The following is a 15,908-nucleotide window of genomic DNA, read 5'->3' as shown; positions in this document are numbered from 1 at the left end:
TTCGCTTATCTTCGATAGACTCGCGGGCGCTGTGATTGGCTTTTCACCTCACCTTTTCGCAATTTATAAATATTGAAAACATAAATCACAATCGTCCGAGCCACTGCATAGATGGGAACCCCTAGAAAAATCCCTAGTAATCCTGATAAATTCCCTGCTACAAGTAAAATTAAAATAATCGTCAATGGATGAATTTTTAATTTTTTTCCGATAACATTAGGATAAATAATATTTCCGTCCAATTGTTGAACAATTAAGACGACTAGACAACACAATAAAGCTTTAATTGGTGAATCAAAAACCGTTACTAACACGGCTGGCAGCAATCCAAGATATGGACCAATATAAGGAATTAAATTCGTTAAGCCGGCAATCACCCCGAACAATAACGCATAATCAACACCAATAATACTGTAGCCAATAAAAGTAAAGGTAGCTACAAACAGACTTTCAATTGCTTGCCCAGAAATATAAGTAGCAATCGTGTCATTCATTTGCCCTAATAAAGTAATCACATCTTTCCGCGATTTTTCAGGGGTAATTTTTTCTATGGCCGGTTGTAGACGCTCGCCGTCTTTGAGCATATAAAATAAAACAAAAGGCGCGGTAACTAAAACTACCACTGCCGAAGCTACGGTAGAAAATATCGAACCGATGCCCCCAGAAATTCCTTTAAATAAATTCGTTAAAATTTCCGAATAAGACAGATCAATTTGATTAATATATTGTTCCAAATCTAAATCTTTTAAAAAAGGTTCTTCAGCAATTCCTCGCGCCCATGTTTCGATTTGTTTAGCCGTCTCGGGGGCATTTTCAACTAAAGTGGAAATTTGACTTATTAAATAAGGAATAAAAGTGAGCGAGGCGATCACAATAATGGCAATCAGCAAAATAAAAACGATCACTGTCCCCCAAACCCGCTTAATTTTTATTTTCTCCAGTAAATTAACTAGCGGATTTAAAACATAAAACAAAAAGCCAGCAATTAGAATAGGCGCAAATAACGTGGAGAAAAAAGTAGCAATTGGATCAAATATCCCATCAATTTTTTGACTAACAAAAATCAAGGTGGCGATAATTAATAGTTCCAATGACCAAAACATAATTTTTGAATTTCTGACTTTATCTAACAAAAGCAACCCTCCAAGTCTGTTGTCGTTCCTATTTTATAGTATACTAAACAAAAGGGAAAATTACTGCTGATAAACTTTTTTTTCCGTTAAGATTTATTCTATTAAAGTGAGGGATTTTTTTGAAAATTGTACAAACGAGAGATAGGCTAAGTCCAATCTATATTGATGCTTTAAGAATTCGCAGCGAGGTCTTTATGAAAGAGCAGCACGTCCCTTTAAACGAAGAGGTCGATCAGTACGAAGCATATTGTATTCACTTTGTTTATTATGATGATTTTGGAAATGCTTGTGGGACTTGTCGCCTTTTGCCCCAAGAAAATCACGTGATGAAATTACAACGAATGGCTGTTTTAAAACCATATCGCCATCACCAAATTGGTGATGCACTCGTTAAAGAGGCGGAAAATTTTTCCAAAACTCACGATGGAAAGACAATTATTTTAGGAGCGCAACTGACCGCTCTAGGTTTTTATGAAAAATTAGGTTATCAAGTGACTAGCGAAATTTTCTTAGATGCAGGTATTGAGCACAAAATGATGCAAAAAAATATAATCTAATCATCTAAAGGAGTGTTTTCATGGAAAAAACATTAGTTATTATTAAACCAGACGGCGTCAAACGACGCTTAGTCGGAAAAATTTTAGGCCGCTTTGAAAATAAGAATTTGACTATTGTTGCTATGCGTTATGGGATGATGACCGAAGAAATTGCCAAAATTCATTATGCCCATCTCAGCAGCCGCCATTTTTTCAAAGAGCTTGTGGATTATATGATTTCAGGTCCAGTTGTTTATTTAGTTTTAGAAGGCGAAGAAGTCATTGATATTGTGCGCCGGATGACCGGCGCTACTAAGTCTCACGAAGCGCTCCCTGGCACAATTCGCGGGGATTATGGTTTACCTGGTACGCAAAATGTTATTCACGCTTCCGATTCTAAAGATACGGCCGTCATTGAAATTGCTCGCTTTTTTCCAGAAAATGAATAAATAAAAAAGATTCGCTAGAAAAATCTAGCGAATCTTTTTTTCACTTCTGAGACAACTCTTGATAGCGGTCATACCACACGTCGATATAACCTTGAGAAAAAGGACCGGACTCATTATTGATCCAATCAACTAAAATTTTGACATTTTCTTTTAAAATATAATCAATCTCAGGAGAATAATGCATTTTTTTCTTATGCATTTCATATTCATCCACATCTAAAAGGCGTTTTTCCCCATCCGGAAAAACTTTTATGTCTAAATCGTAATCGATGTATTTTAACGCCTCTTCATCTAACAGATAAGGACTCGCTAAATTACAATAGTAAGAAACCCCTTTTTCTCGCAGCATGGCAATGATATTAAACCAGTATTTCTTATGAAAATAAACAATCGCCGGCTCACGTGTTACCCACCGTCTGCCATCAGATTCGGTAACTAAGGTGTGATCATTTAAGCCGATTAGTGAATGTTCGCTGGTTTTAAGGACCATGGTGTCCCGCCATACCCGGTGCAAGTGTCCATCGTGTTTGTAACTTTGGATGGTAATAAACTCTCCTTCTTTAGGAACTTGCATAGCGGTCCTGCTTTCTTAGAAAAATTTGACTTTATAAGTCAACTCGGGACAATTATAGCATAGATTTAAAAAAATATAAAAATAGAGAAAAATTCTGTCAACAAATAAATTTTTCGCTGTTGCGCTTTTAAAAATCATAGCCATTTTTGACTAGGAGCGCCATTAATTTATGTTGGGCTTTAGGTAGAGGCAGTTTTGTATCTTGTAAATTGACTAAAGGGGTAGCGTTGTCGGTGGTCCGGCCGTAAAAAAGCGTCACGTGCCATTTTAAATGGCTGAAAATATGTTGAATATTTCCTAGACTGCGTTTTTGTAAAACAATTTTTGAAAAATCCAACTGTGAAAACTGCTGCTTTAAAAAAAGTTCTGTTTCGTTGAAATTTTCTTCAGCAACAGAAAACAGATCGAGATCCGCGGTTTCTGTTGATAGTTTCGCAAATTCTTCTTTGGTGACTGCGACTAACGGAAACTGCCAAAAATTAGCTAATAAGCCACTATCGGCTCGTTGCTCTAAATAAAATTCATTGCTGGAATTTCCTAGCGCCAAAGCCACATAATAAACATCTTTAGCTTTCGTTTTTGGTGTTTTCACTGGAAAATCTTCTTGTGTTTGCTCTTTATAACTTTGGCAAAAATTTTTCAAAGGACAGATTTCACATTTCGGATTTTTTGGCGTACAAATCATTGATCCTAAATCCATTAACGCTTCATTAAAATCCCCTGCTCGATTTTTTGGTAGTAAATTTTCGCTAATTTCAGCAAATTTTTTCGGCGTTTTACTTAATGATAAATCATCAGAAATTTGAAAAAGACGCGAAATAATCCGCATATGATTGCCATCGATGGCGGGGACTTTTTCATTAAAAGCCATGCTAGAAATAGCGCCGGCGGTATAAGGACCGATGCCTTTAATTTTTAAAAGATTTTCAACTTCATGAGGAATCTCTCCGGAAAATTCTGCCAACACTTGACCGGCGCCAATTTGTAAATTGCGAGCGCGGGAATAATAGCCCAGCCCTTCCCAATTTTTCAATACTTCTGCTTCAGGAGCCTTAGCCAGATCTTCAACTGTGGGAAATGCCGCCATAAATTTTTGGAAATAAGGAATTACCGACTCGACGCGAGTTTGTTGGAGCATAATTTCTGAAACCCAAGTGCCATAAGCGGTTCGATTTTGCCGCCATGGTAAATAAGTCCGGCCAGCTGCTTCATACCAAGCCAAAAATTGCTCTTGAAATTCTTTTAATTGGTCACTTGTTAAATATTCACTCATTATCCATTTCAAATTGTTCCACAAAAGCATTAATTGCTTCTAGAGCAAATCCTTTTCGGTACAAAGTCTCCTTTACTTTTTGACGACGTTTGCCAGGGAGTTCTTTAGCGTACTTGCTAAATGCTTTTTCTCCTAGTTCGGCGATTAAATCTGTTTCATCTTCTACTTCTTGCGGAATTTCTTCGATAACATTACTAATGACAGGCGCGCTAAATCCTTTTTGCATTAAATGAACTCTTAGTTTTTGTATTTTTTGCCGTTTAGAAACTTTTTGCGGCCGTTTTAAATAAACTTTAGCAACTCTTGTAGCAATTTTTTCTTCTGTCTTTTCATCAAACAAGGTCAAACTTTCAGCAACGAGTTCACTTTTGACCCCTTTTTCTCGTAACTTTTGGCTGACTACTTTAGGACCCGCTGTGCCGGTTTTCATTTGCGTGCGGACAAAACTTTGGGCGTAAAATTGATCATTGACCAGTTCTAATTGTTTCAGCCGAACGATAATTTCTTTAATGTCAGCTGACGGTATTTCTTTGTCTTTTAAATAACGCCGCACTTCTGACTCTGTGCGCAAGCCGTAATTTAAATAATGGTACGCCAGTTGCAAGCCCACCATTTTGGAGCCTTCTTTTTTAATTGTTTCTAGTAAACTTGGAGAAATTTCGGCCCCTTTTAATAACCGATGCTCCACCAGTTGATCTTCAGAAACTAGTAACGTGCTTTGGTCGGATAAATGGAGTTGGTAGCCCATCTTTTGTTGACTTACTTTTTCGATGGTTAGCACATGTTCGCCTCCTTTTTTATTTCATTGTAGCACAGAGTTTTTTAGTTTAGAATGAGAACAACTAAGCAAATCAAGTCAATAAGGAGAATGCACATGTCTGAAACAATTACCGTTCGCGTTAAAAAATTAGGAATCAATGGAGAAGGCATCGCCTATTATCACAATAAAATTGTTTTTATCCCCGGCGCCTTACCTAAAGAAAAAGTTGCCATTCAAATTACTAAAAATGGCCAGAAATTTAGCGAAGGCCGATTAGTTAAAATTTTTCAAAAAAGTCCTGACCGAGCCGTACCGCCTTGTCCAATTTATGACACGTGTGGCGGTTGCCAGTTGCAACATTTGAACTATGCTGCCCAGTTAGATTTCAAACGGGATTTATTAAAACAATCTTTAGCAAAATTCAAACCTGCCGGCTATCAAGATTTTAAAATCAAAAAAACGCTGGGCATGGAAGATCCTTGGCGTTACCGTAATAAAGCTCAATTTCAAGTGCGAATGCTAGCTGGAAAACCTGCTGCCGGGCTCTTTCAAGAAAATTCTCATCGACTAGTCGCTTTAACCGATTGCCTCGTGCAAATGCCTATCACCCAAGAAATTATTAATGAAGTCGTTAACTTACTTAAAAAATATCCAGTACCGATTTTTGATGAAGGAAAAAAATCTGGCGTGTTAAAAACATTAATGGTCCGCACTACGCAAGATTTTGATGAAGTACAACTAGTTTTTATCACTCATACTGCAGACTTCCCTTATAAAAAAGAAATCATCGCCAGTCTTACCAATAAATTCCCACAATTAGTTTCGGTCATGCAAAATATCCAAGACACCACTTCTTCCAAAATTTTTGGCGACAAGACTATTTTACTTTGGGGAAAAGCAACTATCACCGAACAACTTTCAGAAATCTCTTTTGACCTTTCTGCTCGGGCATTTTTTCAATTAAATCCCGCCCAAACCATCATTCTGTATGACGAAGTTCGCAAGGCCTTGCAACTTTCAAAAAATGAAACTTTAATCGATGCTTATTGCGGCGTGGGGACAATCGGTTTAAGTTTGGCTCATTTAGCAAAAGAAGTTCGCGGGATGGACACCGTTCCTGAAGCAATTGCCGATGCCAAAAAAAATGCCCAACGGAAAAATCTCACCAATACTCGTTATGAAGTAGGCACCGCCGAAAAATTAATCCCGAAATGGAACCGCGACGGCTTTATTCCCGATGCAATCGTCGTTGATCCACCGCGGACTGGACTTGATGACGCCCTTTTAAATACACTCCTGAAATTTCCAGTAAAAAAATTAGTCTATGTCTCTTGTAACATCTCTACTTTAGCAAGAGATTTAAAAAAATTGGCCACACTTTACGAAGTTGACTATTTACAATCAGTCGATATGTTCCCACAAACCGCGCGTTGCGAAGTAGTAGTTCAGCTGCGACTAAAAAAATAATAATTCAAACAAAAAAATGGCCGAGCAAATTAAAATGCTCAGCCATTTTTTTCCTGTTAATTTGTAAAACTAATTCGAACTTTCCGTTGCTTCATCTGTTGTTAAATCATTACCATCTAAAGTTAATTCCACTTCGATAGTTTTTTTCTCGTCGCCCCGGTAAACTTCTAAAGTTACTGTGTCGCCGATTTTTTTATTTTTCAGGAGTTTCGTTAAAGTTGAATAACCGTCAATATCCGTGTCATCCGCTTTAACAATGACATCGTATTGTTGAAGTCCGGCTTTTTCAGCTGGAGTGGCATTTTGCACTTCAACGACCACAACACCATTTTCAATATCTTCAGTCAATCCTAAAATTTGTTCCCTTTGTTGCGTCGTAATATTTGCTAATTCCGTCGTTTGAATGCCCAACACTGGCCGAGCAACGGTACCATCAGCTTCCAATTGATTAATAATTGTCACCACATCATTACTTGGAATAGCAAATCCTAAACCTTCGACGGTGACTTCTGAATTTGAATCGGTAATTTTAATTGAGTTAATCCCAACGACTTGACCACCCGCATTAATGAGCGGACCGCCAGAGTTTCCGGGATTAATGGCCGCATCCGTTTGAATGGCGTTAATATTTACCGGCTCACCGGATTCATTTGTCGAATCAATTTCACGATTCAAGGAAGAAATAATTCCTTGCGTTACTGAATTTGCATAATCAGATCCTAATGGTGAACCAATGGCAATCGCCGGTTCCCCAACTTTTAATGCGTCTGAGTCGCCGAATTCGGCAACTTTCGTTACGTGTTCAGCGGGAATTTTCAAAACGGCCAGATCAGTGTAAGAATCTGTCCCCACTAATTCAGCGGTGACCGTGGTTCCATCAGCTAGCAAAACTTGCAAACCATCTTGCCCTTCTACCACGTGATTATTGGTGACGACATAAGCGGTATTGCCTTCTTTTTTATAAATCACGCCGCTTCCTTCACTGGCCGCTTCTAAATCGGCGGCATCAGTAGTTGTACTATCTTCAGTAGTGTCGCCACTAGAAGATCCTGATCCAAAAATATCGCCGAATGGATTATTAGATTCTTGCAGTTTTTGCAAATTAACAACCGAGACGACTGCATCTTGCACTTTTTCTACGGCATTTGTGGTATCAGATTCAACATCGTAAGAAATTTGACTAACTGCTGTGTTGCCTGAACTATCGACGATACCACTAGTAGTTGTTTCAGCGGCCGTATTATTATTATTCGTCGCGCCCAGATCAGTTGAAAAATAAAGCACGCCGAACAAAACTGCGCCGCCCACGACACCTCCAAGAATTCCTGAAACTAAGCTATTGTGTCCTTTTTTGGGATTTTGATTATTTGGTGTAATATCTTTTCTTTCCATCAGATTGCGGTTAAAAAACCGTTCCCTCCTTCAAGTCATTTAGTTGCTTTTCAGCTACAAGTTCATTGTAAAACCAAGCTTTGAAGAAATTATGAAGAGACTTTTATTAAAATCAGATTTTTTTTTTGCTAAATTTCTTTCTCCAGCAAATTTACTATAACATTTTTTTTAAAATGCTTGCACTACTTGGCTTTCATTTGAAAAATCTTTACAATAGAAGAAAGGTCAGAAACAAAGAAAATGGAGATTGCTATGCAAATTAAATTAATTACTGTAGGTAAACTGAAAGAAAAATATTTAATCGCCGGGATTCAAGAATACGCTAAGCGCCTTGGTGCTTATACAAAATTTTCCATGATTGAAGTTCCTGACGAAAAAGCGCCGGAAAATTTAAGTGCCGCCCAAATGCTCAACGTAAAAGAAAAAGAAGGCCAACGCATTTTAAGCAAAATTAAAGACGATGATTATGTATTTGCCCTAGCCATTGAAGGCGTGGAGCGAACTAGTGTTGACTTTGCTGGAGAAATTGAAAAATTAACTTTGCACGGAAAAAGTAGTTTTGTTTTTATTATTGGCGGCTCGCTGGGCTTAAGTCCAGAAGTGTATCAAAGCGCTGACACTTTGATTTCTTTTGGCAAAATGACCTACCCCCATCAATTAATGCGCCTCATTTTCACCGAACAAATCTACCGCGCCTTCAAAATCATCCACCACGAACCCTATCATAAATAAAGGCTGTGAAAAAAGCGGGTTGTGGTGTAGAGAATTAGGAAGATTTTTCGAAAATCCCGCCCTTGGATTTTTAAAAATTTTATCTATTCTCCTAACCACAGCTTTTTTCACACCGTCAATAAGGTTGTGAAAAAAGCATTCTATACATGAGTAAATCAAAAAATCTTTCAAAATCAAAACACAAAAAAAAGCGTCCAAATTTTTGGGCGCTTTTCTCTTTTATCCTTTCATTCTATTATCCTTTCATCCAAGTGGGCTCTAAAATATTGCCGTCCAAATCCTCTACTTCATAGCCTAACATTTCTGTTTCCGGAATGCCGCTTTCATAATGATAAAATGATCCGCCATTTTCTTGTGCGACTTTGGCAAACTCCCGCACCTCATCGGCTGAATTCATTAAAAATGCTACTAAAGCACCATTTTGCTTGCGGGCATCAATTAGCGTTCGGCCAGGAATAAATTTTTGATAAAAATCTTTTGTCGTCAACATCACTGTAAAATGCTCATCCCAGACCATTGAGCTGGTGGTTTCATCGGAATAAGTCATATTTTGTTTAAAACCTAGCGCCTGATAAAAATCTCGCGACTTCATTAAATCGCTAACCGGAAATGTTACAAAAACTTTTGTTGCCATGTAAAACGCCTCCTTTTGTTTTTTAATCGTCTCATGATGGCCCTTTATCGTCAAAACTTTTGCTTTTTTTTCGCGCCAGCTTAATTATTTTTAAAAAAATTTTACTTTTTTCACTCAAAAAAAATTATTTACGCCTATAAACGACCTTCCAGAAAATTAAATTTATATAATTTTTGAATATTTCATTGACTAAATTATTCATTAATAGTATCATTTATCCGTGGCAAATGTGAAAATACATACATGTTCTGCTTTTTTCGTTACTTTCCACTTGCCAAAAATTTTTTCCAAAGAAATCAGAGATCTTTCGTGACAGTGGCTTGCAAAAATGCTATCTTTAGCGCACAATCCCTTAACTTTTGCAGGTTGCTGTTTTCTCATGTCTTCATTTGGAGAAGTTTTGGAAATTTTTGAAAGAAGTGGGGAGATTTTGGAAAATAGTACACGAACGCTTCATTTAATGGGGACAGTAATTGATTTTACCGTTGTAGCTGAAGACGTGGATCGTATTTTAAATGAATTATCGCGCCGGATAAAAATGTATGAACATCGCTTTTCGGCCAATGATGATTCTTCTGAATTAATGGCGGTCAATCTTTCTGCTGGCATCAAGCCGGTGAAAGTTCAGCCGGAATTATTTCAGCTGATTGCTCTTGGTCTTGAAAATAGTCAAGCTTCTGATAGCTTGCTGAACATCGCCATTGGCCCGCTGATTCAAACATGGCGGATTGGTTTTAAAGAAGCAAATGTTCCAACTGCCGACACGATTGCTGAAAAATTAAAATTAATTGATCTTTCGCAAATTATTTTAAATAAATCAGCACAGACTGTTTTTCTAAAGCGCGCCGGCATGCGTCTCGATCTTGGGGCGCTGGCCAAAGGATTTATCGCCGATCTTTTAATCGATTATTTAAAAGAAGAAAACGTCGACTCCGCCCTCTTGAATCTTGGCGGAAATGTTATGACGCTCGGCCATTCGCCGCGGCAAACCGATGGCACTTGGCATATTGGCATTCAAAATCCAAAAGGTGCCCGTGATGATTTATTGTGTCAAATAAAAGTGAGCAATCAATCGGTCGTTACTTCGGGAATTTATGAAAGACAGTTGACTGACCACGGTCAAACGTATCATCATATTTTCAATCCGGAAACCGGCTATCCGGTGGAAACGAATGTCGCCAGTTTGACAATTATTTCTGATAAATCTGTCGACGGTGAAATTTGGACGACGCGTTTATTTGGACAGCCCTACGAAAAGATTTTAGCGACAGTAACTACGCTTCCTAATATTGAATCGGTTGTGGTTCTTAAGAACGGACAACTTTTTTATACCCCAGCATTACAAGAAAAAATTATTTTTGGATAACATTTTGAAAGGAAGTCATTTAAATGAAAAAATTTATTGGATTAGTCGGCACCAACTCAGATCAATCAACCAATCGCCAATTGCTGCAATACATGAGCCAACATTTTGCAGGAGAAGCGGAAATCGAAGTGACTGAAATTAAACAGTTGCCAATGTTCAACAAACCACTAGGCCAAGCATTACCAGAAGTTGTTGCTGAATTAGCCGAAAAAATCGAAGCTTCTGACGGTGTGATTATCGCCGCACCAGAATACGATCACGCCATTACCGCTTCATTAATGAACGCGTTAAGCTGGTTGTCATTTGGGATTTTTCCTTTTGTGGACAAACCCGTTATGCTAGTCGGCGCTTCTTACGGCACATTAGGAACTAGCCGGGCGCAAGCTCATCTTCGCCAAATTTTAGACGCGCCAGAATTACAAGCGCGGATTATGCCGAGCTCAGAATTTTTATTGGCTCATTCCTTGCAAGCTTTTGACGAAAATAATAATTTGACAAATCCAGATGTTGCCAAAACATTAAATGGACTTTTTGCTGACTTTTTGACCTTCGTGGATATTTCACAACAATTGAACCACGCCCATGAAGCACATAAAAAAGAAGCCGAAAACTTTAGCTGGGAAAACATTTAAGGAGGAAAAAATTTATGAAAATCGTCGGAATTGTTGGATCCAATGCAGAACTTTCTTATAACCGTAAACTTTTAGAATTTATCGAGAAAAATTATTATCAAAAATTTGATTTGGAAATTTTAGAAATCAAAGACGTACCTATGTTTAACCAAAGTGAAGATGCCACCAACTCACAAGTTATCCAAAGATTAGCCCGCAAAATTTTAACTGCAGATGGCGTGATTATCGCTACTCCTGAACACAACCACACGATTCCTGCTGGTTTGAAATCTGTTTTAGAATGGCTCAGCTACAAAATTCATCCACTGGAAAATAAACCGGTGATGATTGTCGGCGCTTCTTATTACGATCAAGGATCTTCCCGCGCTCAATTACATTTGCGCCAAATTTTAGACGCTCCTGGAGTTAACGCAATGGTGATGCCTGGTAATGAATTTTTATTGGGCAATGTGAAAGATGCTTTTGATCAAAATGGTGATTTAATTAGCGAAGGCACGATTAAATTTTTAACTTTATGTATCGATAAATTTATTCAATTTGTCAATGTCGCTAAAGCTATGAATGCACCTCTTGAAGTGAAACCTCAACCTGAAGATTTGCAAGCCCGCGGTAAAGTGGATACTACAATTGAAGGTTTAGATAAAGAAGCTGACGACTGGGTGGAACAAGCCGAAGCCAAGGTCAATGCCGTTTCTGGAAAAAGTTATGTCAAATTAAATCGCGGTATTTTAACCGTCGATCAACTAAATTGGTTCCTCGCTTCCATGCCAATGGAATTAACATTTGCCGATGCCAATAATCAATTTTTATATTACAACTACACTAAGCCAAAAGAAGAAATGTTGGCTGGTCGCGTTCCAGGACAACCAGGGAATCCTTTATCCAAATGTCACCCACCAAAAGCTTATAAAAATGTGGAATGGGTTATTCAACAATTGCGCAGCGGTAAACAAGATGTTGTTCGGGTGCACGTGCCGAAACACGCTGATAAATATGTGGTTCATAATTATCAAGCCATGCATGATGAAGATGGAAATTATGTCGGCATCAACGAATATATTTTAGATTTCAATCCAATTATTGAATGGTATTTAAAACAAACTGGCCAAAAATTAGTTGGCGGCACCGATGCTACAAGTTCCGCTTCAAAATCTGATAGCAAACCTGTTGCTCCTGTGGCTGATGCTACAAGCTCCGCTTCAAAAGAAGACGATGCTCCAGCTACTAAACCTGAAGCACCCGTAGTTTCAGCAGCTCCAGTAGCTGATGCTACAAGTTCTGCTTCTAAAAAAGATTAATTAAAATATGCAGCTCTTAAACGTTAGCGAAACAAGCTATCTTTTAAGAGCTGTTTTTTTTATTTTAAATAAAAATAAGTTATAATGAATAAAGTTTTTAAGGAGGTGGTCAAAATGGTACAAACGGTGCCTGTTTACGACCAAGGCATTTTCGACAAGTAAATTTGAGAAAAGAGGAAGATTATGCCTTATTTACAACCGGCGGAATATTTCGCCATCGAAGCTTTAGCACACCAATTAATCAATGCTTACAATAGTGTCAATGATTTAAAAACAGTCGCCACCTTTCAAGCGTTAACCTTTGAAAGAATTACCAATATTGGCGGCAATCACGAAGAAATAGTAATGTTTTGCAATCACTTAGATGACGTCACGATAAATTCAACTCGCCTAGAAAAAGAATTGGTGCTTTTAAAAAATGTCGTCAGTCCTTTTGAAGCGCCTAGTCAAAAACAAATGGAAAAAGTTTTTCGTAAAGTAAAAAAATTAAATCCCCCAGCTTTTGCCAATTGGGATTTAAGAAATTATTCTTATTTGAGTTGGAATGATCCCGGTAGCCAGAAAAAATTTATTTTAGCACGCGACGGCGAAAATGGACAACTGCGTGGTATTTACGGAAGTTTTTCACCAAATATTAAACGAAATATTTGTGCCATCTGTCATCACACGAGTAATGTGGCGCTTTTTATGGCGACGACTAAAACCGGTAGTGAAGGAACTTACACGAAGCGGGGAAATTATATTTGCGTGGACGGTGAGATTTGTAACCAGCAACTTCATGACTACGAACATTTTCAAAAATTTTTGGACCATTTGCGCTAGACAAGGTTTTCATTATCTAGCGAGCGATTTGGAAATTGCACAACCTTTTTTTCGGTGTGAAATTTGCTGACTCTTTTGAAAAAGACAAAATGCCTGCTGACCGCTTTGCGTTCATTCACCATTTTTCTATTTTCCTACGAGTCATTTCGCAAATTGCACAACCTATTTCTCGGTGTGAAATTTGCTGACTCTTTTGAAAAAGACAAAATGCCTGCTGACCGCTTTGCGTCCATTCACCATTTTTCTATTTTCCTACGAGTCAATTCGCAAATTTAACAACCTTTTTTATCCGACAGACCTTTTGTTTGTCGGATTTCTTTTTTGTGCGGTAAACTTAAAAGAGAAACTTTTACTTTGGAGGATATATGAATACATTTTGGACAACTTTGGTGGAGCGTCGAGAGGAACTTTTGGCCGCTCTTTTACAACATTTGATTATTTCACTGACTGCCCTTTTGATTGCTTGTTTGATTGCCATTCCTTTGGGGATTATTTTGGCGCCTCATAAAAAAGGTGCTGAGATTATTTTACAAATTACTAGCGTCTTGCAAACTATTCCGTCACTAGCATTGTTAGGTTTATTAATTCCAATTGTCGGCATCGGCACAACGCCGGCGCTGATTGCTTTGATTATATATGCTCTATTACCTATTTTTCAAAATACATATCTGGGTCTTTCTGGGATTCAGCCGTCGATTGAAGAAGCGGCGACTGCTTTTGGTATGAGTAAATGGCGCAAATTATGGAAAGTGGAAATTCCGATTGCTCTACCTGTAATTATTTCTGGCATTCGCACCGCCCTCGTTTTAATTATTGGCACCGCGACTTTAGCGGCTTTAATTGGCGCTGGCGGTTTGGGAACTTTTATTTTATTGGGCATTGATCGCAACACGCCGCAGCTGACAATTATCGGGGCCATCAGTTCTGCTTTATTGGCAATTACTTTTAGTTTTCTCATTCGTTTTTTACAAAATCGGCGCCCGCGCGTGACGGTAGCTGTTTTACTTATTTTTTTGCTAGGTATCGGTGGCTTAACTTGGGCGCAAAATCGGCCTGGCGCTACTGAAGAAATTGTCATCGCTGGAAAATTAGGGGCTGAGCCGACTATTTTAACGGCGATGTATCAGCAATTAATTGAAGAAAATTCTGATGTAAAAGTGACCGTTAAAGAAAATTTCGGTAAAACGAGCTTTTTATTTAGCGCCTTAGAAAATGATCAAATCGATATTTATCCTGAATTTACTGGAACTGTCTTAGCGAGTCTGGTGAAAAACGATCAAGATCCCGCCAGTTTATCGCCAGAAGAGACCGCCACTTTGGCCACCGATTTACTCCAAGAACAATTTTCCATGACTTTACTTCCACCAATGGCTTATGAAAATACTTATACGGTAGCTGTGACAAGAGCATTTGCCCAGGAACATGGCTTGGAAAATATTTCTGATTTATTGCCGATTCAAAATGAAATTCGCGCTGGATTTACGTTAGAATTTATTGATCGGACGGATGGTTATGCCGGCATGCAAACTTTATATGGACTGGAATTTTCTTCGGTGCAAAGTATGGAACCGTCCTTGCGTTATCAGGCTTTAATGAATGATGATGTAGACATTATCGACGGTTATTCCACCGATAGCCAAATTAAAGAATATGATTTGATCACTTTAACGGATGATTTGCAGTTATTTCCATCGTATCGCGGCGCTCCTTTAATGAAAACGAGTTTCGCCAAAACGCATCCAGAAATTGTGGAAGCTTTAAATAAACTCGCTGGAAAAATTACCGAAGATGAAATGGTAACTATGAATTATGCCGTCAATGTGGAAAAGAAAACCCCACAAGAAGTCGCTAAAGATTATTTACAACAACATGATTTACTGGAGGTGGACTAATGATTTTAGCTATGAAAGATGTGGAAAAAATATATGGTGAGCAGAAAGTTTTGCAAGATTTAAATTTTGAAATTGCCACTGGCGAAATTTTTGTCCTCGTCGGCCCTTCCGGTAGCGGAAAAACCACCACTTTAAAAATGATCAACGGCTTGATTCAACCTAGTAGTGGTGAGATTTATTTTAAAGAAAAAAATTTAAGTAGCTATAATTTGCAAAAAGTTCGTTGGCAAATGGGTTACGTCCTTCAAGAAATTGCCCTCTTCCCTACTATGACCGTCCAAGAAAATATTGAAGTTATTCCGGAAATGTTAGGTTGGAGTAAAGAAAAACGCCATAAAACTACTCGCCACCTGTTAGCTGATGTTGGCTTAGATCCAGACGTTTATGCTCAGCGGATGCCTGAAGAATTATCTGGCGGTGAGCAACAGCGGATTGGTATTTTGCGGGCAATTGCTAGTGAGCCGGATATTATTTTAATGGATGAACCCTTTTCGGCACTGGATCCTATTTCACGCACGAGTTTGCAAGATTTAGTATTGTCGTTGCATGAAAAATTACAAACGACCATCGTTTTTGTTACCCACAATATGCAAGAAGCTTTGCGTTTAGGGACGCGAATTGCCGTGATGCACGAAGGAAAAATCGTTCAATGCGATCGGCCAGAAAAAATTATTAATGAACCGGCAACGGAATTTGTCCAACAATTTTTTAAAGATACTGCGGATGAAAAGCATTTTCTAAAACAAACTTTAGCTGAGCATCTCCATCATTTTGATTTAGCTAAAGAAAATAAAGAAGCGCCCAAAGTTTCAGTAGATACCTCGATAAAAGAAATATTACAAGTTTTTTCTACCACTGAAGGTGTTAATCTCACACAAGGACAGCGCGTTTTAGGCTATTTAACTATCCAAGAATTTTTGAAAAAAATTAGTCAAGAAGAGGTGTAAC

General features: G+C 38.2%; 16 protein-coding genes. 10 read left to right on the top strand and 6 right to left on the bottom strand.

Features of this window, described 5'->3' with window-relative positions; genetic code table 11:
- Window positions 1–5: 5 nt before the first annotated feature.
- On the bottom strand, window positions 6–1,133 hold the full coding sequence (locus BQ5341_RS06350; RefSeq protein ID WP_071131191.1) for an AI-2E family transporter: 1,128 nt from the start codon (window positions 1,131–1,133) through the stop codon (window positions 6–8).
- Window positions 1,134–1,252: 119 nt separating this feature from the next.
- Between BQ5341_RS06350 and BQ5341_RS06345 the strand changes: the two genes are divergently transcribed.
- Window positions 1,253–1,690 (top strand): GNAT family N-acetyltransferase, encoded by a 438-nt coding sequence (locus BQ5341_RS06345; protein WP_071131190.1) that lies wholly within the window; start codon window positions 1,253–1,255, stop codon window positions 1,688–1,690.
- A 20-nt stretch (window positions 1,691–1,710) separates the two neighbouring features.
- Window positions 1,711–2,118 carry a nucleoside-diphosphate kinase gene (gene ndk, locus BQ5341_RS06340; RefSeq protein ID WP_071131189.1) on the top strand — a complete coding sequence of 136 codons (408 nt, stop codon included), beginning with the start codon at window positions 1,711–1,713 and terminating at the stop codon, window positions 2,116–2,118.
- A 40-nt stretch (window positions 2,119–2,158) separates the two neighbouring features.
- Here ndk and ntdP read toward each other — a convergent pair whose 3' ends face one another.
- The 3 genes from ntdP to BQ5341_RS06325 form a co-directional block, all read right to left on the bottom strand.
- Entirely contained in the window at window positions 2,159–2,692 is a 534-nt protein-coding gene (gene ntdP / locus BQ5341_RS06335) for a nucleoside tri-diphosphate phosphatase (protein ID WP_071131188.1), read from the bottom strand.
- A 127-nt stretch (window positions 2,693–2,819) separates the two neighbouring features.
- Entirely contained in the window at window positions 2,820–3,965 is a 1,146-nt protein-coding gene (mutY, locus tag BQ5341_RS06330; protein WP_071131894.1) for an A/G-specific adenine glycosylase, read from the bottom strand.
- The gene (locus BQ5341_RS06325) at window positions 3,958–4,746 is read right to left on the bottom strand and encodes a RecX family transcriptional regulator (RefSeq protein ID WP_071131187.1); all 789 of its coding nucleotides are present in this window, start codon (window positions 4,744–4,746) and stop codon (window positions 3,958–3,960) included. Before BQ5341_RS06325 ends, mutY begins: the two co-directional genes overlap by 8 nt.
- Window positions 4,747–4,839: 93 nt before the next feature.
- Here BQ5341_RS06325 and rlmD point away from each other — a divergent pair, with 93 nt between their 5' ends.
- Window positions 4,840–6,192, top strand: coding sequence for a 23S rRNA (uracil(1939)-C(5))-methyltransferase RlmD (gene rlmD, locus BQ5341_RS06320; protein ID WP_235836377.1), 1,353 nt, complete (start codon window positions 4,840–4,842; stop codon window positions 6,190–6,192).
- A gap of 69 nt (window positions 6,193–6,261) precedes the next feature.
- On the opposite strand, the gene BQ5341_RS06315 is transcribed toward rlmD, so the two are convergent.
- A complete protein-coding gene (locus tag BQ5341_RS06315) occupies window positions 6,262–7,584 on the bottom strand; it encodes a S1C family serine protease (protein ID WP_071131185.1) in 1,323 nt (440 codons plus the stop codon).
- A gap of 252 nt (window positions 7,585–7,836) precedes the next feature.
- Here BQ5341_RS06315 and rlmH point away from each other — a divergent pair, with 252 nt between their 5' ends.
- Window positions 7,837–8,316, top strand: coding sequence for a 23S rRNA (pseudouridine(1915)-N(3))-methyltransferase RlmH (gene rlmH, locus BQ5341_RS06310; RefSeq protein WP_071131184.1), 480 nt, complete (start codon window positions 7,837–7,839; stop codon window positions 8,314–8,316).
- Window positions 8,317–8,551: 235 nt separating this feature from the next.
- Here the strand turns inward: rlmH and BQ5341_RS06305 are convergent, their stop codons facing one another.
- Window positions 8,552–8,950 (bottom strand): VOC family protein, encoded by a 399-nt coding sequence (locus BQ5341_RS06305; RefSeq protein ID WP_071131183.1) that lies wholly within the window; start codon window positions 8,948–8,950, stop codon window positions 8,552–8,554.
- A 460-nt stretch (window positions 8,951–9,410) separates the two neighbouring features.
- On the opposite strand from BQ5341_RS06305, the gene BQ5341_RS06300 reads away from it, so the two are divergent.
- The 6 genes from BQ5341_RS06300 to BQ5341_RS06275 all read left to right on the top strand — a co-directional run bounded on the left by BQ5341_RS06300 (window position 9,411) and on the right by BQ5341_RS06275 (window position 15,907).
- Window positions 9,411–10,316, top strand: a complete 906-nt coding sequence (locus tag BQ5341_RS06300) for an FAD:protein FMN transferase (RefSeq protein ID WP_106396202.1) — start codon at window positions 9,411–9,413, stop codon at window positions 10,314–10,316.
- A gap of 23 nt (window positions 10,317–10,339) precedes the next feature.
- Entirely contained in the window at window positions 10,340–10,948 is a 609-nt protein-coding gene (locus tag BQ5341_RS06295; RefSeq protein WP_071131182.1) for an NADPH-dependent FMN reductase, read from the top strand.
- Window positions 10,949–10,962: 14 nt separating this feature from the next.
- On the top strand, window positions 10,963–12,246 hold the full coding sequence (locus BQ5341_RS06290; RefSeq protein ID WP_071131181.1) for an NAD(P)H-dependent oxidoreductase: 1,284 nt from the start codon (window positions 10,963–10,965) through the stop codon (window positions 12,244–12,246).
- A 183-nt stretch (window positions 12,247–12,429) separates the two neighbouring features.
- Window positions 12,430–13,068: a FusB/FusC family EF-G-binding protein gene (locus tag BQ5341_RS06285; protein ID WP_071131180.1), complete on the top strand. Its 639-nt coding sequence runs from the start codon at window positions 12,430–12,432 to the stop codon at window positions 13,066–13,068.
- 365 nt (window positions 13,069–13,433) lie between these two features.
- Window positions 13,434–14,960 carry an ABC transporter permease/substrate-binding protein gene (locus BQ5341_RS06280; protein WP_071131179.1) on the top strand — a complete coding sequence of 509 codons (1,527 nt, stop codon included), beginning with the start codon at window positions 13,434–13,436 and terminating at the stop codon, window positions 14,958–14,960.
- A complete protein-coding gene (locus tag BQ5341_RS06275) occupies window positions 14,960–15,907 on the top strand; it encodes an ABC transporter ATP-binding protein (protein ID WP_071131178.1) in 948 nt (315 codons plus the stop codon). Before BQ5341_RS06280 ends, BQ5341_RS06275 begins: the two co-directional genes overlap by 1 nt.
- Window position 15,908 lies beyond the last annotated feature (1 nt).

The sequence above is a fragment of the Enterococcus timonensis genome, from assembly GCF_900104595.1.
GTDB classification, from domain to species: domain Bacteria; phylum Bacillota; class Bacilli; order Lactobacillales; family Enterococcaceae; genus Enterococcus_J; species Enterococcus_J timonensis.
Note: the sequence above shows the minus strand (reverse complement) of the source record. Positions and strands in the feature narration are given on the sequence as shown.

Excerpts from the sequence above, each read along its gene's own strand:
- BQ5341_RS06295 (WP_071131182.1), top strand. The coding sequence starts at position 10,340 with ATGAAAAAATTTATTGGATTAGTCGGCACCAACTCAGATCAATCAACC.
- BQ5341_RS06275 (WP_071131178.1), top strand. The coding sequence starts at position 14,960 with ATGATTTTAGCTATGAAAGATGTGGAAAAAATATATGGTGAGCAGAAA.
- rlmH (WP_071131184.1), top strand. The coding sequence starts at position 7,837 with ATGCAAATTAAATTAATTACTGTAGGTAAACTGAAAGAAAAATATTTA.
- ntdP (WP_071131188.1), bottom strand. The coding sequence starts at position 2,692 with ATGCAAGTTCCTAAAGAAGGAGAGTTTATTACCATCCAAAGTTACAAA.
- BQ5341_RS06315 (WP_071131185.1), bottom strand. The coding sequence starts at position 7,584 with ATGGAAAGAAAAGATATTACACCAAATAATCAAAATCCCAAAAAAGGA.
- BQ5341_RS06300 (WP_106396202.1), top strand. The coding sequence starts at position 9,411 with ATGGGGACAGTAATTGATTTTACCGTTGTAGCTGAAGACGTGGATCGT.
- BQ5341_RS06290 (WP_071131181.1), top strand. The coding sequence starts at position 10,963 with ATGAAAATCGTCGGAATTGTTGGATCCAATGCAGAACTTTCTTATAAC.
- rlmD (WP_235836377.1), top strand. The coding sequence starts at position 4,840 with ATGTCTGAAACAATTACCGTTCGCGTTAAAAAATTAGGAATCAATGGA.
- mutY (WP_071131894.1), bottom strand. The coding sequence starts at position 3,965 with ATGAGTGAATATTTAACAAGTGACCAATTAAAAGAATTTCAAGAGCAA.
- BQ5341_RS06305 (WP_071131183.1), bottom strand. The coding sequence starts at position 8,950 with ATGGCAACAAAAGTTTTTGTAACATTTCCGGTTAGCGATTTAATGAAG.
- ndk (WP_071131189.1), top strand. The coding sequence starts at position 1,711 with ATGGAAAAAACATTAGTTATTATTAAACCAGACGGCGTCAAACGACGC.
- BQ5341_RS06280 (WP_071131179.1), top strand. The coding sequence starts at position 13,434 with ATGAATACATTTTGGACAACTTTGGTGGAGCGTCGAGAGGAACTTTTG.
- BQ5341_RS06285 (WP_071131180.1), top strand. The coding sequence starts at position 12,430 with ATGCCTTATTTACAACCGGCGGAATATTTCGCCATCGAAGCTTTAGCA.